This is a genomic window from Pseudarthrobacter sp. efr-133-R2A-89 (assembly GCF_030209315.1).
Taxonomy (GTDB): Bacteria; Actinomycetota; Actinomycetes; order Actinomycetales; family Micrococcaceae; genus Arthrobacter.
In genome coordinates, this window is the sequence record NZ_JARVSE010000002.1 from 618,180 (window position 1) to 640,327 (window position 22,148).

Annotated in this window: 18 protein-coding genes and 1 pseudogene; 15 read left to right on the plus strand and 4 right to left on the minus strand. The window is 68.1% G+C overall.

What is annotated here, in order from left to right; translation table 11 throughout:
• Positions 1–25: 25 nt before the first annotated feature.
• The 4 genes from QRM95_RS05625 (at position 26) to QRM95_RS05640 (ending at position 3,612) form a co-directional block, all read left to right on the plus strand.
• Entirely contained in the window at positions 26–799 is a 774-nt protein-coding gene (locus QRM95_RS05625) for an SDR family NAD(P)-dependent oxidoreductase (RefSeq protein WP_285246825.1), read from the plus strand.
• Positions 800–833: 34 nt separating this feature from the next.
• Complete coding sequence (locus QRM95_RS05630) at positions 834–2,603, plus strand: dihydroxyacetone kinase family protein (RefSeq protein ID WP_285246826.1); 1,770 nt, start codon at positions 834–836, stop codon at positions 2,601–2,603.
• On the plus strand, positions 2,600–3,091 hold the full coding sequence (locus tag QRM95_RS05635) for an RpiB/LacA/LacB family sugar-phosphate isomerase (protein WP_285246827.1): 492 nt from the start codon (positions 2,600–2,602) through the stop codon (positions 3,089–3,091). Before QRM95_RS05630 ends, QRM95_RS05635 begins: the two co-directional genes overlap by 4 nt.
• Positions 3,092–3,171: 80 nt before the next feature.
• Positions 3,172–3,612, plus strand: coding sequence for an SRPBCC family protein (locus tag QRM95_RS05640; RefSeq protein ID WP_133831267.1), 441 nt, complete (start codon positions 3,172–3,174; stop codon positions 3,610–3,612).
• On the opposite strand, the gene QRM95_RS05645 is transcribed toward QRM95_RS05640, so the two are convergent.
• The gene (locus tag QRM95_RS05645; RefSeq protein WP_285246828.1) at positions 3,590–5,137 is read right to left on the minus strand and encodes a carboxylesterase/lipase family protein; all 1,548 of its coding nucleotides are present in this window, start codon (positions 5,135–5,137) and stop codon (positions 3,590–3,592) included. The two genes, QRM95_RS05640 and QRM95_RS05645, sit on opposite strands and share 23 nt — an antisense overlap.
• A 51-nt stretch (positions 5,138–5,188) precedes the next feature.
• A complete protein-coding gene (locus QRM95_RS05650) occupies positions 5,189–5,485 on the minus strand; it encodes a hypothetical protein (RefSeq protein WP_285246829.1) in 297 nt (98 codons plus the stop codon).
• A gap of 105 nt (positions 5,486–5,590) precedes the next feature.
• On the opposite strand from QRM95_RS05650, the gene QRM95_RS05655 reads away from it, so the two are divergent.
• Both QRM95_RS05655 and QRM95_RS05660 read left to right on the plus strand, forming a co-directional pair.
• Entirely contained in the window at positions 5,591–6,313 is a 723-nt protein-coding gene (locus tag QRM95_RS05655) for an AAA family ATPase (protein WP_285246830.1), read from the plus strand.
• Between the two features lie 146 nt (positions 6,314–6,459).
• The gene (locus QRM95_RS05660; RefSeq protein ID WP_285246831.1) at positions 6,460–6,897 is read left to right on the plus strand and encodes a universal stress protein; all 438 of its coding nucleotides are present in this window, start codon (positions 6,460–6,462) and stop codon (positions 6,895–6,897) included.
• Here the strand turns inward: QRM95_RS05660 and QRM95_RS05665 are convergent.
• The gene (locus QRM95_RS05665) at positions 6,872–7,837 is read right to left on the minus strand and encodes a methyltransferase family protein (protein ID WP_502934936.1); all 966 of its coding nucleotides are present in this window, start codon (positions 7,835–7,837) and stop codon (positions 6,872–6,874) included. The two genes, QRM95_RS05660 and QRM95_RS05665, sit on opposite strands and share 26 nt — an antisense overlap.
• A gap of 111 nt (positions 7,838–7,948) precedes the next feature.
• Positions 7,949–9,208: a glycoside hydrolase family 1 protein gene (locus QRM95_RS05670; RefSeq protein WP_285246833.1), complete on the minus strand. Its 1,260-nt coding sequence runs from the start codon at positions 9,206–9,208 to the stop codon at positions 7,949–7,951.
• A gap of 218 nt (positions 9,209–9,426) precedes the next feature.
• On the opposite strand from QRM95_RS05670, the gene QRM95_RS05675 reads away from it, so the two are divergent.
• The 9 genes and pseudogenes from QRM95_RS05675 (at position 9,427) to QRM95_RS05715 (ending at position 22,115) form a co-directional block, all read left to right on the plus strand.
• Positions 9,427–10,983, plus strand: a complete 1,557-nt coding sequence (locus QRM95_RS05675; RefSeq protein ID WP_285246834.1) for an ABC transporter substrate-binding protein — start codon at positions 9,427–9,429, stop codon at positions 10,981–10,983.
• 65 nt (positions 10,984–11,048) lie between these two features.
• A complete protein-coding gene (locus QRM95_RS05680) occupies positions 11,049–12,002 on the plus strand; it encodes an ABC transporter permease (RefSeq protein WP_350223877.1) in 954 nt (317 codons plus the stop codon).
• Complete coding sequence (locus QRM95_RS05685) at positions 11,999–14,101, plus strand: dipeptide/oligopeptide/nickel ABC transporter permease/ATP-binding protein (protein ID WP_285246836.1); 2,103 nt, start codon at positions 11,999–12,001, stop codon at positions 14,099–14,101. Before QRM95_RS05680 ends, QRM95_RS05685 begins: the two co-directional genes overlap by 4 nt.
• Positions 14,098–15,105, plus strand: coding sequence for an oligopeptide/dipeptide ABC transporter ATP-binding protein (locus QRM95_RS05690; RefSeq protein ID WP_285246837.1), 1,008 nt, complete (start codon positions 14,098–14,100; stop codon positions 15,103–15,105). The genes QRM95_RS05685 and QRM95_RS05690 overlap by 4 nt, the downstream gene beginning before the upstream one ends.
• Positions 15,106–15,176: 71 nt before the next feature.
• Positions 15,177–16,097 (plus strand): MBL fold metallo-hydrolase, encoded by a 921-nt coding sequence (locus QRM95_RS05695; protein ID WP_285246838.1) that lies wholly within the window; start codon positions 15,177–15,179, stop codon positions 16,095–16,097.
• A 65-nt stretch (positions 16,098–16,162) separates the two neighbouring features.
• A complete protein-coding gene (locus QRM95_RS05700; protein WP_285246839.1) occupies positions 16,163–18,454 on the plus strand; it encodes a family 78 glycoside hydrolase catalytic domain in 2,292 nt (763 codons plus the stop codon).
• A gap of 50 nt (positions 18,455–18,504) precedes the next feature.
• Positions 18,505–19,014 (plus strand): annotated as a pseudogene (locus tag QRM95_RS05705) (family 43 glycosylhydrolase); the annotation flags it as partial.
• 213 nt (positions 19,015–19,227) lie between these two features.
• The gene (locus QRM95_RS05710; protein WP_285246948.1) at positions 19,228–19,692 is read left to right on the plus strand and encodes a DUF8821 family protein; all 465 of its coding nucleotides are present in this window, start codon (positions 19,228–19,230) and stop codon (positions 19,690–19,692) included.
• Positions 19,693–19,760: 68 nt separating this feature from the next.
• The gene (locus QRM95_RS05715) at positions 19,761–22,115 is read left to right on the plus strand and encodes a glycoside hydrolase family 95 protein (RefSeq protein ID WP_285246840.1); all 2,355 of its coding nucleotides are present in this window, start codon (positions 19,761–19,763) and stop codon (positions 22,113–22,115) included.
• Positions 22,116–22,148 lie beyond the last annotated feature (33 nt).

Sequence of the window (22,148 nt, forward strand, 5' to 3'; positions counted from 1 at the left end):
ACTGAACAATCCAAGGAGCACCACCATGACCACCATCCAGCGCACCGCCGTCCTCACCGGAGCAACTTCGGACCGGGGCATCGGCATCACCACCGCCCGCCGTTACGCCCGTGAAGGCTGGGGCATCGCCATCCTGGACCTCGACGGCGAGAAGTCCGCCAAGGTCGCAGCCGAAATCGGCAACGAATTCAATGTCCCCGCGTTCGGCCACGAGATCGACGTCGCCAACGAAGCCTCCGTCACCGCCGCCCAGGCCGCCGTCGCCGCCGAAGTGGCAGCCGGCAACCTCCCGCCCGTCGGCGCCCTGGCCAACATCGCCGGCATCACCTCCCCGGTGCCATTCCTGGAGACCACCCTCGAGCTGTGGCACAAGGTCATGGACGTCAACGCCACCGGCACCTACCTGGTGACCAAGGCCTTCCTGCCCGCCATGATCGATAACGGCTGGGGCCGGATCGTCAACATGTCCTCCGTCTCCGCCCAGCGCGGCGGCGGCGTCTTCGGCAAGGTTCCCTACTCCGCTGCCAAGGCCGCCATCCTGGGCTTCACCAAGGCCCTGGCCCGTGAACTCGGCACCACCGGCGTCACCGTCAATGCCATCACCCCGGGTGCGGTGGACACCAACATCCGCGTGGGCAGCACCGAGGAACAGGAAGCAGCCATCAACGCCGGCATCCCGCTGGGCCGCAACGCCACCACCGAAGAAGTGGCCTCCGTGATCACCTTCCTGTCCTCCGAGGACTCCGCCTACCTCACCGGCACCACCATTGACATCAACGGCGGCAGCCACATCCACTAGCAGCCGGCCCCGGCGCCAGCCAGAAAGCTCCTCCATGACCAAGATCTTCAACGACCCTTCCGACTTCGCCGAGGAAGCCCTCGCCGGGTTCTGCGACGTCCACTCGGACCTGGTCCGGCAGGTTCCGGGCGGTGCCGTCCGCCGCTTCCGGCCGGCACAGCCCAAGGTGGCAGTCCTGGCCGGCGGCGGCTCGGGCCACTACCCGGCCTTCGCCGGGCTGATCGGTGCCGGCTTCGCCGATGGCGCGGTGGTGGGCAACATCTTCACCTCGCCGTCGGCGCAGCAGGCCTACTCGGTGGCCAAGGCCGCCGAGTCCGGTGCCGGCGTCGTCTTCACCTACGGCAACTACGCCGGCGACGTGATGAACTTCGGCATGGCCAGCGAGCGCCTGGCCGCCGAGGGTATCGCCGTGGAGAACGTCCTGGTCACTGACGACATCGCCAGCGCCCCGCCGTCGGAATCAGCGAAACGCCGCGGCATCGCCGGTGACTTCACGGTGTTCAAGGTCATGGGCGCCGCCGCCGAGAACGGCGCGGACCTCGCCGAGGTGGTCCGGCTGGGCCGCAAGGCCAACGACCTGACGCGGACCATCGGCAGCGCGTTTGCCGGGTGCACCTTCCCGGGCGCCGAATCGCCCCTGTTCACCCTGCCCGAAGGGCAGATGGGCCTGGGCCTGGGCATCCACGGCGAACCCGGCCTGCACGACACCGACCTGCCTTCGGCCAAGGACCTCGGCCACGAACTGGTGTCCCGGGTGCTCGCCGAAACCCCGCCGGACGCCGGCAGTCGCATCGCCGTCATCCTCAATGGCCTCGGCTCCACCAAGCATGAGGAGCTCTTCGTCCTCTGGGGGACCGTGGCGCCGCTGCTGCGTGCCGCCGGCTGCACGCTGGTGATGCCCGAGGTGGGCGAGCTGGTGACCAGCCTGGACATGGCCGGCGTCTCGCTCACCATCACCTGGCTTGATGAGGAACTTGAGCCGCTGTGGGTTGCCCCTGCGGAGACGCCTGCCTACCGCCGCGGCAACGCTGCCCTGGAGGCCGGGGCCCGGGGCGTCGAGGAAACGGCCGACGGCGGCGCGGGAGTCTCTGAGTTCGTCGCCACCGAGTCCTCCCGCGGATATGCCGCGGCCTGCGTAGCGGCCATCGACGCCGCCCGTGCGTCGCTGCACGACGCCGAAGAGCGGCTGGGCCGCATGGATGCGATTGCCGGTGACGGCGACCACGGCCGGGGCATGGTCCGCGGCGTGGACGCGGCCGCCGCAGCCGCCTCCGCCGCACTGGGCAACGGCGCCGGCGCCGGCGATGTGCTGGCTGCCGCCGGCGACGCCTGGGCGGACAAGGCAGGCGGCACCTCCGGTGTCCTGTGGGGTGCTGGGCTGCGGGCCTTCGGAGAGACGGTGGGCAATGCTTCCGCACCCGCACCCAGTGCGCTGGCGGCAGCAGTGACGGCGTTCGCGGACCGGATTGTCCAGCTGGGCAAAGCCGAAGCGGGGGACAAGACCATGGTGGACGCCCTGCTGCCGTTTGTTGCCGGGTTCAGCCGGGCGGTGGGTTACGGCGTGGAACCGGGCCGGGCATGGCAGGACGCGGCACGCGAGGCGGCCATCGCCGCGGAGGCAACCGCGGACCTCCTGCCACTCAAGGGCCGGGCCCGGCCCCTGGCGGAAAAGAGCCTGGGTACGGCGGATCCCGGCGCCACATCGCTGGCCATGGTCTTCGCCGTCATGGGGCCGCACTTCACCCGCGCCGCCGGGGCCGAAGCCGGCGCCACCACCATTGCGGCGACGGCCGCTGAGTCATGACAACGGAAGGAAACACCATGGGGCTGCGGCTCATTGTCGGCGCGGACGAAGCGGGCGTGGACTACAAGGACAAGGTCCTCGCGGACCTGCGGAACGATCCGCGCGTTAGCGAGGTCATCGACATCGGCGTCAATCGGAGCGACTCGCCGGACGATTTCACCCGGCCCTACCCCTACGTGGGCATTGCCGCCGGCGAGATGATCCGGGACGGCGCCGCTGACCGGGCCATACTGTTCTGCGGCACCGGAATCGGCGTCGCCATCGCCGCCAACAAGGTCGAAGGCATCCGCGCCACCGCCGCCCACGACTCCTTTTCCGTGGAACGCTCCATCCTGTCCAACGACTGCCAGGTCCTCACCATGGGACAGCGGGTGGTGGGCATCGAACTCGCCCGCCGCCTCGCCAGGGAATGGATCGGCTACACGTTCGATCCGGCGTCGGCCTCGGCTGGCAAAGTGAAGGTGCTTACCGACTTCGAGTCCTGCTGACGGGCCCTGCCCCGGAGCTGGGCAGGGCCGCGGCGCAGAATGGCCGCCGCTCCACGGCCTGGTCCTCCTACACTGGGGTGATGATCACAGTCACCGGAAGTGTGGAAACCAACCTGTCCGCGGAGAAGGCCTTTGCCTTCCTGAGTGAGTTCGAGAACACCAGCAAATGGGACCCCAACACCCCTGTCATGGACAAGATCACGCCGGGACCGGTGGCCGTGGGGCACAAGTACCACGCCGAATCCGAGTTTCGCGGCAAACGCCAGGCCCTGACCTACGAGGTCATCGAGCTCTCGGAAAACCACATCAAGCTCCGGGGCGAGAACAAGACCGTCACCTCGTACGACTCCATCGACGTCCGCGCCAGCGGGACAGGTTCTGTGGTCACGTACACGGCCGAGTTCAGCATCAACGGGCCGGCCAAGATCATCCAGCCGCTGCTTAAACCGGCCTTCAACTCACTGCGGGACCCCGCCCTGAACGGCATCCGGGACACCCTTAACTCGCTGGCAGCGGGCTGACGGCCTCAAAAAACGCCCGAAGCGCACCGCGCGGGTCGGCCTCAAGGCGCGTCTCGTCGTCGAACACCATGGTGCTGCGTGCGTGCCCGTACTCGGGCCACGCGATCTGAACCGTGTCCGGTGACCCCGTCCGCGCAAAGGATGCCCAGGCCCCGCTCATGGCGTCGCTGAGCCGGCGTGGTGCGCTGCCGCGGGTGAGGAAAGCCGCCGCCGGTGCGTCCAGGTGCCGGAAGACGAACGGGATTTCCAGGGCATGGCAGGCCCCGAGCTTGCCGCCCATGGCCGGGCTGCGCCACGTGAACAGGTAGGCAAAGCTCTTCCCGGCGCCGCCCGCCGCGCGCCGGGCCGCCAGGAGCCGGTTGCTGGGCTGCCGGTACAGGGAATCGGCAATGGCGGATTCCAGGAGTTCCTTGCCTGCCGGTTCACGCTGCAGCACCGCTTCCAGCGAGGCCGCGTATCCGGCGGCTTGGGCGGCAGGAATCCCGGCCGCGGCCAGGACTGCGGCGGCCCGCTCCGGGTAGCCGGGGTCGGCCGGAGAGGGCGGGCGCATCTCCACCGCGAACGAGCCCTCGTTGAGGTTGGTTCCGATCAGCAGGTCGACGCCGCTGTTCACTCCGTTCCGGACCGAGTCGAGCGGCGGCGCCGGCAATGACGGCATCCCCACTGTCGGCTGGAAGGGGAGCGGGACTGCGTAGGACTGCGCGGCGAAACGCTTTTCCAGGCCCTTTTGTGCTGCCAGCAGCTGCTCCACCGGGAGGGTGAGGAGTTCCGCTGCGGACGCGGGGGCCAGGCCGCACAGGTCAAGGAACGCGGCGCTGATCCGGGCGGACTCCTCCGGTTGGCGGTACCGCTCGGCCGTTCCGCTTTGCATGATGGCCCGGCGGAACAGCCCTTCCGACGCCGGCATCCCCAGCAGGGTGCCAATCGCTGCGGCTCCCGCCGACTCGCCAAAGATGGTCACGTTCCCAGGGTCGCCGCCGAAGGGGCCGATGTTGCGGCGGACCCAGCGAAGGGCCTCCAGCTGGTCCAGCAAGGCAACGTTGGACGACTCGGCGTACCCGTCCCCCAGCAGGTCCGCCAGGTGCAGGAAGCCCAGCGCGCCGAGCCTGTAATTTATGGACACCACCACCGCGCCCGCCGCGGCGGCGAGCCTGGCGCCGTCGTACATGGCGTCGCTGTTGGCGCCCAGCACGTACGCGCCGCCGTGGATCCAAACCATCACCGGCCGCGGCTGGCCGCCGGAATCCGGCGTCCAGACGTTCAGGTTCAGGCAGGCGTCCTCGCTCCACCTCCGCGGCACGGCACCTGGAGGTGCCGGGGATTCGGGGTTTTGCGGTGCCGCAGGCCCGGCGGCGGTGCAGTCCAGCACCCCGTCCCACGACTCCAATGGCACGGGCGGACGGAAGCGGTTCACGCCCGACGGCGGCCCGGCGTACGGGATGCCAAGGAACCGGTGGACGGTGGTCCCGTCAGTTCCGAGGGAGGTGCCGCGGAGGGAACCACCGGGGGTGGAGAGAAGGGTCATGGTTGACAGGTTACGTCGTGGGGGCGCCCCACGGCGGCCGCGGGGACCTGCTCAGCTTTGCGGGCCTCCCGACGGGGAGTCCTTCCGGGTGTGCCGGAGGATCAGGGCGGAACTGCTCAGTGGTGCCCGGAGCCTCAGGCCCTTGGCAGTGCAGTGCTCATTGACGGCCAACGACAGTGCGTCCCGTTCCTTCGCCGACAGGGTGGCTTCGCCGGCGCAGTACGCACGGATGAGTTGTTCCGAGGCGTCGCCGCCGAGCCCCACGAATTCGAGCCACAGCTGCGAGATATCCAGCCGGTGCTCCTTGATGACGGCCCCCGTCAGGGCTTGCTGGTCCACGGCATCCATTGTCCCGTCCTAGCCTTTGCTACACCTGTTCCACTGGACTTCGGAGCGGAACCCGGAATGGATGGGTGAAGTGGAGAAGATTTTTTTTCCTGTAAGAATGGGCCCATGCCCCTGCGCTCCTACCCGATCCGGCGCCTGGCAGAGGACCCCTCGAACGTCCTTGACCGCGTACGCTGGCCGGCCGTCCTGCCGCCGGTGGCCCAAGTCCTCGACCAGGGGCTCGACCTGGGCCCGGCCACCATCCTGGTGGGTGAGAACGGCTCGGGTAAATCCACGCTGGTGGAAGGCATCGCGCTCGCCTACGGGCTGTCCCCGGAGGGCGGGTCCACGGGCGCCAGGCACACCACCCGGCCTACCGAGTCCGTCCTCGGCGACCATTTGCAGCTGGTCCGGAACCCGGGCGCCACCCGGCGGGGCTACTTTCTCCGGGCCGAGACAATGCACGGGCTGTACACCTACCTGGAAAAGAATCCCAGCACGTTCACGCCGGACATTCCGTTCCATGACATGTCCCATGGCGAGTCCTTCCTGCAGTTGGCAGCCGACCGGTTCCGCGGAGCCGGACTCTGGGTCCTGGACGAACCGGAGTCCGCACTGTCTTTTTCGGGATGCCTTAGTCTCCTGTCCGTCCTGAAGGACCTCTTGGCCGGCGGCCAATCCCAGGTGATCATGTCCACCCATTCGCCGCTGCTGGCCGCATTGCCCGGCGCCACCATCCTGGAAGCGGGGCCTTGGGGTTTGCGGTCCCGGTCCTGGGCTGAGCTGGAGCTCGTGGCGAACTGGCAAGGGTTCATGGACTCGCCCGAACGCTACCTCCGCCACCTCTAGCTGCCGGAGGACCTTCGCCCCTAGGCAGGAAAACGGTCCCAGCGGTCAACTTGATGGGCCGGAACAGGCAGCAATCAGGAGGCAGGGACCAATGCGCCCGGCCGGGGCTGACCCGGTCTGAAATGCTGGGACGGAAAAGGGGAGCCATGGCCGGTGACGGAAAGTACAAGATCGTGGTGGGAACGGACGGATCGGAGCAGTCCCGGGCCGCCATGGACTGGGCCGTGCAGGAAGCCAGGCTGCGGCACGGCGAAGTGCAGGCCGTAACCGCCTGGAACTTCCCCTATGTCACTGATGCCCTGGGCACCGCCTGGGACTATGAAATCTTCGAGAAGGACGCGCAGGCGATCCTGGAGGCGGAGCTGGAACGCGTCAAGGACCAGGACGTTGCCATCACCGGCCGCATCGTGGAGGGGAACCCGGCTTCGGCGCTCATCGAGGCATCCAAAGATGCCAACCTCATAGTGGTGGGCTCCCGCGGCCACGGCGGATTCACCGGCATGATGCTTGGCTCCGTTTCGCACCAGACCATCCACCACGCACACTGCCCGGTGCTGGTTATCCGCGAACCGGCCGTTGATTAGCGGTGCCGGTACGGCGGCTGCCGGGAAAAGTCGGGATCCAGCACCGGACGGTTTCGTGGTAGCGCTGGAATTCCTGGCCGAAACGCTTCGAGAGGTCTGCTTCTTCCAGTGGCCTGACCGCATAGTTCCACACCAGTGAGCCCAGCACCGCATAGCCAACCACCAGCCACGACTGCAGGATGAGCCCCACTGCGGCCCCCTGCACAATGCCCGCCACCGCCATCGGATTGCGGATCCAGCGGTACGGCCCGGCAACCACAAGGCGGTTTGCCATCACGGACGGCAACGGCGTCCCGTCTCCGAGGGTGGACATCACGGCGGCAGACCAGATCCCCAAGGCGCTCGCAAGGATGAGGATGGCGACGCCGGCCGGGACGGCAACTGCCGGGAAGTCCAGGCCCAACCCCCAGCGCTGTTCGAGAACGGCCAGGCAGGCCGGGACCAGCCCCAGGAAGAATCCCCAGAACACGACAATCTGTCCGAACGTGGCGGCCACATGGGCTCCTGCGTTCGTGCGTTTCCGGGCCGGACGGAACGCAAACGGGCCACGGACAATCCACGCCGTGGGGATGCGGCCAAACAGCACCAGGCACAGTCCGGTAACCGACCCCGCAGTGGCGGCGCCCATGGCCAGCACGCCGAGGCCCGCCTGGGCGCTTACCGTGGCATAGACGGCCAAGGCAACGGTAACAATGGTGGTCCACACCGTGCCGGCAACCGCTGCGGACCGCACGCCGCGGGCTGCGGCCGCAGAGGCAAGGACAAACAGCGGAATGTCGAACACGGCAACAAGGAACGGGTCCAAGCCTCCCAGGGTTGCCCGGCGCACCGCCGGGTCCAGGAAGACCGCAATCCACCACAAACACCCGGCGACAGCTTGAACGGCAAAGTACGCCCTGCCCCACTGGCCTGACTGCGGCACAGATCCCCCCGAATCCATTCTCGCCGCGACAGTCTGCGGCATGTCCCAGCCTAGCGAATGCGCCGCCGGTTCCGGCGGAACAGGCATGGTCCGGGCTTCCCGTGGAAACCCGGACCATCGAGGTTGGCGCTAGGCGGGCAGCGGCGCCCCGGCCTCAGCGTGCTCCCTGGCCAGGTTCCCCAGCCAGCGCGCGCTCTCCTTGGGAGTTCGTTCCTGGGTGGAGCGGTCGACGGCGATCAGGCCGAACTTGGGCCCGTAGCCGAAGATCCATTCGAAGTTGTCGAACGCGGTCCATGCGATGTACCCGCGGACATCGATGCCGTCCGCAAGGCAGGAAGCAACGCCGTCGACGGCCGTCCGCAGGTACGCCACCCGCTGCGTGTCAGCCTCGGTGGCCAGGCCGTTCTCGGTGACGATCACCGGGATGCCGGCGATCCTGTGGGCCTCGCGGATGGTGGCCTCCAGCGCCTGGGGATAGATTTCCTCGCCCATCTGGTTGGTGGGCACGCCCTCCGGCGCCGGGGCATGGCCTTCCGGGCCGTACACGGTGCGCCCGTAGGTCTGGATGCCCACGAAGTCGTCGCCACGGGATGCCTCGAGGAAACGCTCGTTGACGTCCCGCCTCACTCGGTCCGCGATCCCTTCGCCACCGGGCAGCGCCTGGATATCGGAGTTTGCGAGGGTCCACCCCACCTGGAGGTCCGGGCGACGGGCCTTGATGGCCTTGGTGGCGGCCCGGTGCGCGGCCACCTTAACCTCGAAACCGGCTTCGGTGGAGCAGAACTGGAACGGCGCGAGGGTGGCAGCCGCCACGCCCAGGCGCTCGGCGGCGGCGGCCCAGATGGGCACCGAACCGCGGTTTTCGGGGGCTTCCCCGCCGATGCCGAACGACTCCAGCAGCCAAGGGAGGTTGGGCTCGTTCAGGGTGCAGGCGACGCCGATCAGGTCACCTAGGTGGGCCATGACCCGGTCGCAGTAGCGTGCGAAGAGTTCGGGTGTCCGGCTGCCCTCCCAACCGCCGATCCGAAGGAGCCACAGCGGTGACGTGAAGTGGTGGAACGTGACCACCGGGGTGAGTCCATGGTCGTGGCAGGCTTCCAGCACCCGCTTGTAGTGGTCCAGTGCTGCCACCGAGAACTTGCCTTCCTCCGGTTCGATCCGGGCCCATTCCACGGAGAAGCGGTAGCTGGTAAAACCGAGGCCGGCGATCAGTGCGATGTCCTCGCGGTAGCGGTGGTAATGGTCCACGGCATCCCCGGACGGCTCCGCGAAAATCGTTTCGGGAAGGTGCTCCAGGAACCAGGTATCGCTGTTGACGTTGTTGCCTTCCACCTGGTGGCCGGCGGTGGCCACGCCCCAAAGGAAGTCGCGGGGGAACGGGTTGGTCATGGGGTTCCTTTCGTGATGGACGCGTTTGGGCGTCCGAGGCTTCGCTGCCTTCCACCCATCCTTCCGCCAGGCGTGACCGCCGCCACAATACCTTTTCAATCAATGACATTGTCATGTTTGGTGCCTGTGGCCCCGGCTGATTCTTGAAGGGAGCCGGCGAGCAGCCAGCCCCCACAACCGTTCCTCCGTCATCACATCAGAATGCAAAGGCGCACTACATGAAACTTCCGAACTCCACTGCCCGTGCGAGCTCCGCCGTTCTGGCCGGTGCCCTGCTGATGGGTTCCCTGGCCGCCTGCGGCGGCGGGTCCAGCCAAGCCGCCGCAAAGGCTGATACCAGCAGCCTCACCCTGGCCATCGACAGCGACTCAGCCTCCTTCGGTTTCGACCCGCTGCGCGTCTCCGCAGCCCAGCGCCAGTTCTTCGAAGGCCTCTACGACAGCCTGATGACCCTTCAGCCGGACGGTTCCGCAGGTCCGGGCCTGGCCAAGGACTTCAGCTACAACGCGGACAACACCGTCCTGACGCTGAACCTCAAGGACGACGTCACGTTCACCGACGGCTCCAAACTGGATGCCGCCCTGGTCAAGGCCAACCTGGACCGCCGCTCCGATCCCGCACTGAGCGCCTACTCCGCCGTCGCCAAGGGCGGCGCCCAGGAAATCACCTCCGTGGACGTGGTCAGCCCCACCCAGGTGGCCCTGACCTTCGCCAAGCCGCAGCCCGGATTCGAGAAGAACCTGGCCTCCACCACCGGCATGATCGTGGGCAAGAACGGTGTCGCCGACACCTCCAGCCTCGCTGCGACCCCTGACGGTTCCGGCCCGTACACCCTTGACCCCTCCACCGTGAAGGGCAACAAGTACGTCCTGGTGAAGAACGACAAGAGCGCTGACGCTTCCAAGTACGCCTACAAGAAGGTGGTCTTCAGCGTTGTCCTGGACCCCCAGGCCCGCGCCAACGCCCTGGTTTCCGGCCAGGCCGACGTGGCCATGCTGACCTCGAACACCGTTGACTTCGCGAAGTCCAAGGGCGTCGGCGTTTCCCAGATCGGCGGCACCGTCAACACCATGATCTCCTTCGACAAGATCGGCAAGACCGCCCCGGCGTTCGCACAGGAGAAGGTCCGCCAGGCCATCCAGTACGCCATCAACCGCCAGGCCCTGGTGGACGCCCTGCACAAGGGTGACATCCCCGCCTGGAATGCCCTCCCCAAGGATTCGGCCGGCTTCACCAAGGACCTCGAAACCAAGTTCGCGTACAACCCGGACAAGGCGAAGAGCCTGCTGGCCGAGGCCGGCTACCCCAACGGGTTCGAGTTCACCATCATCGCCGGCGCACAGACCCAGACGGACCTGCAGGCAGTCCAGAAGGACCTCGCCGCAGTCGGCATCACCATGAACGTGAAGATGGCCGCATCCACCGACGAAGCCTTCGCCGCCGTCGCCACCACGCCCCTGGGCTACGCACCACTGAACTGGGACAACCCCGTCGGCGTGATGTACGGCGCCATCCTCAACGGATTCACCAACGTCCAAAAGGCCACCGATGACCAGCTCAGCGCCGCCACCGGCGAGCTGGCCGCAGCGAAGGACGACGCCGCCGTGAAGGCCGCCGCTACGAAGCTGAACACCCGGCTGGTGGAATCCGGTTGGATGATCCCGCTGTACGAGGCCTTGACCAACCAGGGCTACAACACCAAGAAGGTGGCGCAGGTGAAGTTCGCCGGCACCAACGCCTACCCGCTCCTCTCGTCCTACACGCCGGCCAGCTGATACCCGCACCGTCCCGGGCGGCCCTTGTCCACCAGGGCAAGGGCCGTCCGGGGAGGGCCTGACCGATGGAGGTCACCATGGCACTATTCATTACCAAGCGGCTGCTGATGGCGCTGGCCACCGTGCTGGTGGTTGCGGTCCTGGCATTCCTGCTGGTGCACGCAATGCCGGGCAGCCCCGGGGCCGTGTCCCTCGGCGCAGGCGCCTCCCAGCAGGCGATCGACGAGGTCAACCAGCGGATGGGCTGGAACGATCCGCTGCCGGCGCAGTTCTTCACCTGGCTCGGTTCCGCGGTCCAGGGCGACCTGGGCGTCTCGCTCATCGACGGCCGCTCGGTCAGCGCCGACCTCGCCAGCCGGCTGCCCGTCACCGCCTCGCTGGCTGCCGGCGCCACCATCCTCAGCGCGGTCCTTGGCATCGGCCTGGGCGTCACCGCAGCGGTCCGCGGCGGCGTCGTGGACCGGATCATCGGCGGAGTGGCAGGCATGGCCGTTGCCCTGCCCGCCTTCTGGATCGGCATCATCTTCGTGTTCCTGCTGGCCGTCCAGTCCTCCGTCTTCCCGGCGACCGGTTATGTCCCCTTTGGCGCCTCCCCACAGGACTGGGCCCTGTCCCTGGCGTTGCCCGTGATCACCCTGGCGGTGGGCGGAGCGGCATTCATCGCCCGCCAGACCCGTGCCTCCATGCTCGAGGCCCTGCAGCAGGAACACATCCGCACGCTGCGGGCCACGGCCACACCCACCTGGAAAATCCTCTACGTCCATGCCCTGCGCTACGCCAGCCTCCCGATTGTGGCCGGCATCGCCCTGCAGTTCATCCAACTGTTCGGCGGTTCGGTCATCGCGGAGCAACTGTTCGCCATGCCCGGCCTGGGCCAGGCCGTCCAGAACTCCGTCAGCACCCATGACGCCCCGTCCGTGCAGGGCGTGGTGGTGATCGCCACCGTGGTGGTGGTCGCCGTGAACCTGGTGCTGGAACTCGCCACCAAGTTCCTCGACCCGAAGTTGCGTGCCTCATGATTCCCAACGTTGCCCCCGCGCCCGCAGATCAAGCACAGCCGACGACGGCCGCGGACCTTCGCAAGACACGTCGCCAAGGCGCGCCGAAGAAGTTCACCGGCAGCAAGCTGTTCGGCTCGCCCGGGAGCATCGCGGGCGTGGCCTGGCTGGCCGTCCTCGTGGCCGCCTCCCTGACCGCCCCGCTGTGGCTGCCGTTCAAGACCGAGGACCAGGACTTCACCGCCGTGCTTTCCGGCCCAACTGGCGCGCACTGGCTTGGCACGGATGAACTGGGCCGTGACCTCCTGAGCCGGATCTTCGCCTCCGCCGCCGGCACCCTCGGAACGTCAATGATCACGGTGATTGTCGCCGTCGGACTCGGGACGCTCCTTGCGATGCTGGCCGCAGCCGCCGGCGATCGCGTGGAGAACGCCGTCAGCCGCATCACCGAGATCATGATGTCGCTGCCCGGCACCGTGATCATCCTGGCCGTGATCGGGGCCGTGGGAACCAATATTCCGATGATCATGGGAATCCTGGGCGTGCTGATCTCGGCCGGCATCTACCGGGTGATGCTCGGGCAGGCCAAATCCCTTCAGTCGCAGCTGTACGTGGACGCCGCCAAAGTGGACGGTGTCAGCACCGCGGGCATCAGCCTGCGCCATGTGCTGCCCGGCCTGACCAACACCATCGTCGTCCAGGCGGCGCTGATCTTCGCCGTCGGCATGCTCATCCAGGCAGGCCTGGCGTTCATCGGATTCGGGCCGCCCATCCCGCAGCCCAGCTGGGGCGGAATGATCCAAGGCGCCTCCCAGCACGTCTATGACGCACCCTGGATGATGGTGCCCACCGGTGCGATGCTTGCCCTGACCGTCCTGTCGGCCAACGCCATCGGCAACGCCCTCGGCAAGGCGCCCAACGCCACCGCCTCACACCTGCCTTCCGCCGCCGCCCGGCGCCAGCGCGCCAAGGCAGTTGCCGCCATCGCTTCAGCAGCCCCCGCTCCCGTCACGCATGATGGCGTGGCGAAGGGGACGCTCAGCCTCCGCAACCTGTCCGTCGGCGTCGACAGTACCGGTGCGGGCAGCGGCGTCCGCCTGGTCACCGATGTCTCCTTCGACGTCGAACAAGGCACGGTCCTGGGGCTGGTGGGGGAGTCCGGCTGCGGGAAGACGATGACCGCGCTGTCCCTCCTGGGGCTGCTGCCGTCCGGGGTCTCCGTCACGGGCGGCCAGATCCTTTGGAACGGCAGGAACCTTGCCGCCACCACCGACAAAGCCATGGAAACTGTCCGGGGCCGGGACATCGCCCTGATCAGCCAGGAACCCATGCGCGCCCTGGATCCCATGTTCACGGTGGGCTACCAGCTCACCGTCACCATCCGGCGGCTCCGCGGCATGGGCAAGGCGGAGGCCCGGGAGGAAGCACGGAACCTTCTGGAGAAGGTGGGGATCGTGGATGCTGCACGCATCCTGAAGACCTATCCGCACCAGATCAGCGGCGGCATGGCCCAGCGCGTGGCCATCGCCCTGGCGCTTGCCGGGCAGCCGAAACTGCTGGTGGCTGACGAACCAACCACCGCCCTGGACGTCACGGTGCAGGCCGAAATCCTGTCCCTGCTGCGCGTCCTGGTGAGGGAGACCGGCATGTCCGTGGTGATGGTGACGCACGACCTCGGCGTGGTGGCGGACATCTGCGACCAGGTTGCCGTCATGTACGCCGGCCAGGTGGTGGAGAACGGCAGGACGGACAGCATCCTGGCCAATCCCCGGCACCCCTACACCCTGGCCCTGCTTGCCGCCGACCCGCACGCCAACCACGCAAACGACATGCCGGAGCGCCTCGCCACGATTCAAGGGCAGGTACCCCAGCCCAAGGACTGGCCTACCGGATGCCGGTTCGCCGCCCGCTGCCAGTTCGCCGGTTCCGCCTGCCTGGAACCCGTCCCGCTGCTGTCCTCGGGCGCCGGTACAGGCGTGGTGCGGTGCGTCAAAGCGGACCAGCTCGCCGTCGAAGGCATGGACTGGCTGGCCACGGACGTACCCGCCCGCGCCCTGGAGATCACCCCCACGCAGAATCTGCGCAGTTTGCAGACCATCGTCGAAAAGGACCTGGCATGAGCACCGCAGTCACCGAACGCCCCGATTCCACGCCGCCTTCCGCCGCCACCCCCATGTTGGAGGTCAAGGACCTGGTGGTCCGCTACGGCCGGGGCCGGAAGGCAGCCGCGGCCCCCGCCGCCGTCGACCATGTCAGCTTCAGCATCGCCCCCGGGGAGACCGTGGGACTGGTGGGGGAGTCCGGATCCGGAAAGTCCACCATCGGCAAGGCAATCCTTGGCCTGCAAAAAGTCTCCGGCGGCACCATCACCTACCAGGGCAAGGACATCACCTCCGCCAGCGCCGCGGAGCGCCGGGCCCTGGGCGGGGAACTGCGGGCCGTCTTCCAGGACCCCAACTCCTCGCTGAACCCGCGCAACACGGTGGGCACCTCCCTGGCGGAACCGCTGCGCCTCCGCGGGGTGTCGGCGGCGGAAGCGCGTGCCAAAGCGGAGGACATGCTGGAACGCGTGGGCCTGCCGCGGGACGCCGTGGACCGGTACCCCAGCCAGTTCTCCGGCGGCCAGCGCCAGCGCATTTCCGTGGCACGTGCCCTCATCTGCGATCCCCGGCTGGTGGTCTGCGACGAAGCCGTCAGTGCCCTGGACCTTTCCACCCAGGCGCAGGTGCTCAACCTGCTGGCCGACCTCCGCGACGAGCGGGGCCTGAGCTACCTGTTCATCGCCCATGACATCGCCGTGGTGCAATTCCTGGCCCAGCGCGTGGTGGTGCTGTACCGCGGCCAAGTGATGGAAAGCGGCCCCGCCGCCGCCGTCACCGAGAACCCCAGGCACCCGTTCACCCAGGCGCTCGTGGCGGCCTCCCCGGTGCCGCGTCCGGCGGAGCAGGCGGCGCGCCGCGAAGCGCGCGAATCACTGGGTGTCCGCACCGGGGCGGCTGCGGTGCCCGCACCCGGCGGCTGCCCCTTCCGGCTCCGCTGCCCCCTGGCCACCGACCTGTGCGCCACCGAGCGGCCGGCGCTGCGCCGGGTGGGGACGGCCGACGTCGCCTGCCACTACGCCTGAACTTCTAGTCACCGAAGGGGACGCCACCCCATCGCTGCAAAGACAACCTTCAACACAGAAGTGGAGCCCTGATGACAGAGCACCGACAGCGGCCGGGTGGATCCAACGACAGGATCGTCATGCTGGGAGTCAACGGCGGTCCCGTCGTGGGTCCCGACGAAGCCAAACCCGCCTTGGCACTGGTGGTCAATGACGCGGTGTATCTGGTGGACTGCGGGCTTGATACGTCAAGACAGCTCGTCAGGGCCGGGCTGGGGTTCGGGGGCATTCACCACGTGTTCATCACGCACCACCACCTGGACCATACCTCCGGGCTGCCGGGACTCCTGCTGCACGGGTGGACAGCACGCCCGCCCCTGCCGCCGGTGGATATCTGGGGTCCACCAGGAACCAAGCAAAAAGCAACGAACCTCCTCGCCGGCTTCGAGGACGAGATTGCCCTTTTCGAGTCCGGTGGCGGCTTCGGTGCCTTCATGGCACCTGATGGTCATGACATCGAGGTGCCCCCGGACCGGGCAATCGTCCCCGTCATGGAGGACGCCAACATCCGTGTAGATAGCACCAGGGTGTTCCATGGCCCGGAAGTGGCGAACGCCTACGCCTACCGGTTTACGGTCAAGGGCACAGGCAAGGTGGTGGTGTTTTCGGGCGACACGGCCGCCCATGACGCCAATCTTGCCGCCATCGCCAAGGGGTGTGATGTGCTCGTCCATGAAACACAGGACAACAGCGCCATTGAGCGCATCGCTGCCCAACTTCCCCACCCCCGTGGAGAGGAGCTGAAAAAGCATCTCTTCGAGGCACACTCCAGCGTCCTTGACCTGCCTGCTGTGGCCCATGCGGCGCACGCCAAGAAGCTGGTCTTCAGCCACTACACGCCTGTTGCGCAACCGCCGTCCACCTGGCTTGCGATGGCGGTTCCAGCGGCCGAAACCGTCGGCTACGAGGGAGAAATCATCGCCCCGAATGCACTGGACGTTATACCCCTCTAGCCCAACGCCGGGCTGTCATTGCCTGCACGCCTGAAACCCGCTATTCAGAACGGATCCCTTCTTCCATGACTTCCACTCCCTGGCTCGCTGCCATGATTTCGCCCGAGCAGGACTTCGATGGCGCCCCGCTGCTCCGCAAGGAATTTGCGCTCGAGGAGAGCCACGGCGGCGTGGTGAGGGCGACGCTGCGGGCCACCGCTTTCGGCGTCTATGAGGCGTTCATCAACGGCTCACCGGTGGGGGATGACGTCCTGAGCCCAGGCTGGAGCTCCTACGAGTGGCGGCTCCGCTACCGCAGCTACGACGTCACGTCCCTGGTGGCGCCCACCAGCGTGCTGGGGGTGGAACTGGGCAACGGCTGGTACCGCGGCCGGCTGGCCTGGCACGGCATGTCCAACCTCTACGGCAGCGAGCTGGGGTTCTTCGGCCAGCTGGACATCGAGTTCGAGGACGGCCACGTCCAGTCGATCGCCTCGGACACCACCTGGCAGGCGGGCCCCTCCGCCACCACCTTCAACGACCTCTACGACGGGCAGACCATCGACGCCCGCCTTTATCAGCAGGGCTGGGCGGAGCCCGGCTATGTGCCCGGCGCTGACTGGACGGGCGTGCGTGAACTGGCGTTCGACGGCGGCCGGCTCGCTGAGCCTGTCGGCCCGCCCGTGGTGCGCGCCGGCGTCGTCCGTCCCGTGGAAATCTTCACCTCACCCGGCGGCCGGACACTGGTGGACTTCGGCCAGAACCTGGTGGGCTGGCTCCGGTTCACCGTTCGGGGCGAGGCCGGGCAGGCCATCACCGTCAGGCATGCCGAGGTGCTGGAAAACGGCGAACTCGGTGTCCGGCCCCTGCGGTCCGCGAAGGCCACGGACACGTTCATCCTCTCCGGCGGGGAAGACGCCTTCGAACCCACCAAGACCTTCCACGGCTTCCGCTACGCCGAAATCGCCGGCTGGCCGGGAACGCTGACCGCGGATGACGTCGAGGCCGTGGTGGTCCACTCAGACCTTGAGCGCACCGGCACCTTCGAATGCTCCAACGAGCTCGTCAACCAGCTGCACCGCAACATCGTCTGGGGCCTCCGCGGGAACTTCCTGGACCTGCCCACCGACTGCCCGCAGCGCGATGAGCGTCTCGGCTGGACCGGCGACATCGCGGTCTTCGCCCCCACCGCCGCCTACCTGTACGACGTCAAGGGCTTCCTGCAGGACTGGCTGCTGGACCTCGCCGCCGAGCAGCAGGCGGCAAACGGCCTGGTACCCATCACCGTGCCCGATGCCCTGAAGTACTGCCCGCAACCGCCGGAATTCCCGGCCCCGGAATCCTCGGCGCTCTGGAGCGAAGCCTCCGTGTGGGTGCCGTGGGCACTCTGGGAGGCCTACGGGGACATCAGCGTGCTGCGGAACCAGTACGAGTCAATGGCCTCGCACACCCGGCGCGTGGAGGGGCTGCTCTCGCCCACAGGCCTGTGGGACTCCGGCTTCCAGTTCGGCGACTGGCTGGACCCGGACGCCGCGCCGGACCAGCCATGGGCGGCCAAGGCGGACACCGGCGTGGTGGCCACCGCCTGCATGTACCGCACCGCGCGCCTCACAGCGCAGGCTGCCGGGCTGCTGGGAAAGCACGACGACGAAGCGTCCTTCGAGGCGCTCGCCGCCCGGGTGCGGACCGCCTTTGCCGAACACTACGTGGCAGCGGACGGCGCCATCCGCAGCGACTGCACTACCGTCTACGCACTGGCCATCGCCTTCGATGTCCTGCCGACCCCGGAACTCCGCGAGTTCGCTGGCAACCGCCTGGCCGAACTGGTCCGGAACAACAACTACCGCGTGTCCACCGGGTTCGCGGGAACGCCGTTCATCACCCACGCGCTCACCGACACCGGACACGTGGACGAGGCCTACCGGCTGCTGCTGGAGGAGGGCTGCCCGTCCTGGCTGTACCCGGTAACCATGGGCGCCACCACGGTCTGGGAACGCTGGGATTCCATGCTCCCGGACGGCACCATCAACCCCGGTGAAATGACCAGCTTCAACCACTACGCCCTGGGCGCGGTGGCCGACTGGATGCACAAAGCCATCGGCGGCATCCGGCCGCTGGAACCCGGTTACGCCCGGGTGCTCATCGCCCCCCAGCCGGGGGACGGGATCAGCTGGGCCAAAACCTCCCTGAAGACTCCGCACGGTGAGGTCCGGGTGGAATGGACGCTCGACGGCGGTGCGTTCCGCCTGGAGGCGACCGTCCCTGCCGGGGTGGCGGCCGACGTCGTGCTTCCGGACGGCGCGCGGCACGCCATGGAGGGCGGGACGCGCCGCTTTGACTGCCCTGTTGCGGTGCGGGAACCGTCGGTGGCCCGCTGATGGGGGCCGCCGCCCGGGCGGAACCTGCCCTGCGCCTCGACGGGATCCGGATGCGGGACCCGTTCATCCTGGAGTCCGCTCCCGGCCCGTTCGTCCTCTTCGGGACCAGCGATGAAAATGTGTGGGGCGGACCGGCCACCGGCTTTGACTGCTACACCAGCGAGGACCTGGAACATTGGGACGGCCCCTTTGCCGCCTTCCGGCCGCCGGCGGATTTTTGGGCGGACACCCAGTTCTGGGCTCCGGAGGTGTACGCGCTGGACGGGCGGTTCTTCATGTTTGCCACGCTCGCAACATCGTCCCGGTCGCGCCCGCGGGGCGTTGTGGTGCTCGTTGCCGATGCGGCGATCGGCCCTTACCGGCCGTGGAGCGACGGACCGGTCACCCCGGCCGCGCAGCCCTGCCTGGATGGAACACTCCACGTGGACGACGCCGGCGCCCGGTGGCTGGTCTACAGCCGCGGGGCGGAAGGGACGCGGGAGGAACCGGGGACCGCGGACGGCCGCATGTGCGCGGTCCGCCTGTCCCATGATCTTCGCGCCGCCGTTGGTGAGCCGGTCCTGCTGTTCACGGCCTCCGCGGCCCCCTGGGCCAGGCCGCTTCGTCTCCCGGACGGCACAGAACCTCCGGCGGGGGCCGAACGACACACCGAACGAACGGGTCCGGCTCACAGGTGTAAGAATCGACGGGAATGGCCTCCGCCTGCTTCGATGAGGTGCGGCGGGGGCGCTGATCTGCAACGATGTGGCAAAAGACCATTCCCAGGAGGACTCATGCCGTACACCGTGGATTTCAAGAACGTGTCCACCGTTGGTTTGGAATCGTCGCCGGTTGCGGACGCGCTGGCCGGGCTGCGGGCCAACGAGGCACGCTACTACAAGAACAAATACGACCACGACTTCACCGTGGTCCCCGCGGACGAGGCGCCGGAAACGGTTGACTATGTCCACAACATCCTCTCCACCGAGCGGAACCTGGTGATCTCCTCGAAGCCGCTTGAGGTGTCCTCTTTCGAGGTGGACGGGCTGCGGATGGCGTACGTGTTCTATGAGTCCGGGCTGTCCATCAACGTCATGTACGGCATTGCGGAAGGCGGCAAGCGGGCGGTCGGGTTCAAACTCTCGGACGGCATGGACGTTCCGGAGGAACTGGCGTCCAGCTTCAAGTTCGCCCGCCAGAAGTCCAAGCTTGCGGGCACCATCCGCGGCTCCTACTTCGTCATTAAGGGCGAGTACTGAGCGCTGAAGCGGGGGCATCGCCTGGATCCGCGGGGCCGGTTGGAGCGCCCGGCCCTGATCCCGCCCACGTGCTCTGGTACCGGGGCCAGGCGGAACGGTCCGTCGAGTCCCTGCCGGTGGGCAACGGACTCGCAGGGGCCACGGTTCGCGGCCTGGTGGGTGGCGAGCGCCTCCAGCTCAATGAGGGTTCGGCGTGGTCCGGGCCAACCAGCCGGTCCGCGCCGGTACTGGATCCATCCGCCGGGCCGGCAACGCTCCACGCTGTCCGTTCGGCGGTGGATGCCGGGGATGTGCGGCGGGCGGAGGAGCTGCTGCTGGCATTCCAGGGCACGCATTCGCAGGCGTACCTGCCGTTCGCTGTCCTGGCAGTGGACGTTGCCGGGTCCGCGGCAGCTGTTGACGGTGGTCCCGCCCGCTGGCTCGACCTCCGGACCGGCATCGCGGAGCACCGATACGTGGTTGACGGCGCCGAGGTCAGGCACCGGACCTTCGCCTCCCACCCGGACGCCGTGATCATCCACGAGATCACCGCCGACGCTCCTATCACCGTGCGGATCGGGTTGCACCCCGACGGCATCCGGCCCCTTGGACAGGATGTCGCAGAGCATGAGTGGGGGAACGAACTGCGCCTGCGGTTGCTGCTGCCCAGCGACGTGGCGCCCGCCTTTGAGCGGACTGCCGAGCATATCCATTACGACGGCGACTCGCGCGCCGGAGCAGTCCATGCCGGCGTCGCCACCGACGGGGCTACGGACGCCACCGCGGGAGTCCTCGCAGTCACGGGCGCACGTTCCGTGCGGCTGGCCATTGCCACCGGAACGGTCCTGGCGCATCCGCTCACAGGCCGGCACGCGAACACCGCCGGTTCCCCTGACGACCTTGCCGTACTCCTCACCGGCCGTGTGGCGCGGGCCCTCCAGGACTCCGCGGAGGCGGTGCTGGAACGCCACGTTGCCGACCACGCCGGGCTTTACGGCAGGGTCCGAATGGATCTCGGCCCGGACGCCGGCGCAGGCTCCGGTCCGGGTAAGCCAACGGACCAGCGCATCCGCGACTTCGAAGACGACAAGACCGACACCGCCCTGGTCTCCCTCCTGTTCCACTACGGCCGGTACCTGTTGATTGCCTCCTCCCGCGCCGGTGGGTTCCCGGCCAACCTCCAAGGCATCTGGAACGAGGAACTGCCGCCACCGTGGAGCAGCAACTACACCGTGAACATCAACACGGAAATGAACTACTGGCCGGCACTGCCCGCCAACCTTGCCGAATGCCACGAACCGCTGCTGCAGCTGGTGGACACGCTTGCCCGCACCGGCCGGCCCGCTGCGGCCCTGTACGGGGCGCGGGGATGGGCGGTCCACCACAATACGGATCCCTGGGGCTACCCGTTTGCCGCCGGCGCCGGTGAAGGCGACTCCATGTGGGCCAGCTGGGCCATGGGAGGCACGTGGCTGGTCCAGTCAGCCTGGCAGCACTACGCCTACACCGGGGATGCCGGCCGGTTGCGCGCTTCCTGGCCGGCCATCGAAGGGGCATGCCTCTTCGCCCTGGACTGGATCGTCGGGGATACGGACACCGGAACGCACACGTCGCCGTCCACCTCTCCCGAGAACCAGTACGTCGCCACGGACGGGGCGCCGGCGTCGGTGAGCCGGTCCTCCACCATGGATGTTTCCCTCCTCCGCGGGCTCCTGGATACGGCTCGGCACGCCGCCGCAGCCTTGGCGGAAGACCCACCTTGGCTGGCGGACCTCGCGGACAAGGTGCACGCCCTCCCCGGGCCGGCCACCGGTGACCGGGGAGAAATCCGGGAATGGTCGTTCCCCGCAACTGAGCATGCACCCGACCACCGGCACACCTCACACCTGGCGGCCGTCTATCCGCTGCGGCAGTGGAACACTGAGGCCACGCCGGCGCTCGCCGCCGCCGCTGCCAGGACCCTGGAACTCCGCGGCCTCGAGTCCACAGGCTGGGCCATGGCCTGGCGCGTCGCCCTCTGGGCGCGGCTTGGCAACGCGGCAAAAGCTGAGGAGAGCCTGAACCTGGCACTCCGGGTGGCGGGGGAGGGCTTCGAGGGGCGCGGCGGGGTCTACCCCAACCTGTTCACCGCCCACCCGCCGTTCCAGATCGATGCGAACTTCGGTGCCACCGCCGGCATCGCCGAGATGCTGCTCCAGTCGGACCCGGCCGCCATCCGGTTATTGCCGGCCCTGCCGGAATCGTGGCGCGAGGGATCGGTCACTGGCCTGCGGGCGGTGGGCGGAATCGAGGTGGACCTCCGCTGGTCCGGGGGCGTCCTGCACAGCGCCGTGCTGCGGTCTGCCGCGCCCGTCCACCGGGAGGTCCTCTGGAACGGCCACCGGACCACCGTGCGCCTGTCCGGCACCCAGGATGTTGAGCTCCGCCGCGGCAGCTTCGCGTAGCGGCCTGCGCCGCCGGCCCCGGAACGTGTTCCA

Coding starts and splice junctions, on each gene's coding strand:
- QRM95_RS05635 (WP_285246827.1), top strand. CDS start 2,600: ATGACAACGGAAGGAAACACCATGGGGCTGCGGCTCATTGTCGGCGCG.
- QRM95_RS05710 (WP_285246948.1), top strand. CDS start 19,228: ATGCCGTACACCGTGGATTTCAAGAACGTGTCCACCGTTGGTTTGGAA.
- QRM95_RS05645 (WP_285246828.1), bottom strand. CDS start 5,137: ATGACCCTTCTCTCCACCCCCGGTGGTTCCCTCCGCGGCACCTCCCTC.
- QRM95_RS05655 (WP_285246830.1), top strand. CDS start 5,591: ATGCCCCTGCGCTCCTACCCGATCCGGCGCCTGGCAGAGGACCCCTCG.
- QRM95_RS05665 (WP_502934936.1), bottom strand. CDS start 7,837: ATGGATTCGGGGGGATCTGTGCCGCAGTCAGGCCAGTGGGGCAGGGCG.
- QRM95_RS05680 (WP_350223877.1), top strand. CDS start 11,049: ATGGAGGTCACCATGGCACTATTCATTACCAAGCGGCTGCTGATGGCG.
- QRM95_RS05690 (WP_285246837.1), top strand. CDS start 14,098: ATGAGCACCGCAGTCACCGAACGCCCCGATTCCACGCCGCCTTCCGCC.
- QRM95_RS05640 (WP_133831267.1), top strand. CDS start 3,172: ATGATCACAGTCACCGGAAGTGTGGAAACCAACCTGTCCGCGGAGAAG.
- QRM95_RS05650 (WP_285246829.1), bottom strand. CDS start 5,485: ATGGATGCCGTGGACCAGCAAGCCCTGACGGGGGCCGTCATCAAGGAG.
- QRM95_RS05695 (WP_285246838.1), top strand. CDS start 15,177: ATGACAGAGCACCGACAGCGGCCGGGTGGATCCAACGACAGGATCGTC.
- QRM95_RS05625 (WP_285246825.1), top strand. CDS start 26: ATGACCACCATCCAGCGCACCGCCGTCCTCACCGGAGCAACTTCGGAC.
- QRM95_RS05685 (WP_285246836.1), top strand. CDS start 11,999: ATGATTCCCAACGTTGCCCCCGCGCCCGCAGATCAAGCACAGCCGACG.
- QRM95_RS05630 (WP_285246826.1), top strand. CDS start 834: ATGACCAAGATCTTCAACGACCCTTCCGACTTCGCCGAGGAAGCCCTC.
- QRM95_RS05670 (WP_285246833.1), bottom strand. CDS start 9,208: ATGACCAACCCGTTCCCCCGCGACTTCCTTTGGGGCGTGGCCACCGCC.
- QRM95_RS05700 (WP_285246839.1), top strand. CDS start 16,163: ATGACTTCCACTCCCTGGCTCGCTGCCATGATTTCGCCCGAGCAGGAC.
- QRM95_RS05660 (WP_285246831.1), top strand. CDS start 6,460: ATGGCCGGTGACGGAAAGTACAAGATCGTGGTGGGAACGGACGGATCG.
- QRM95_RS05675 (WP_285246834.1), top strand. CDS start 9,427: ATGAAACTTCCGAACTCCACTGCCCGTGCGAGCTCCGCCGTTCTGGCC.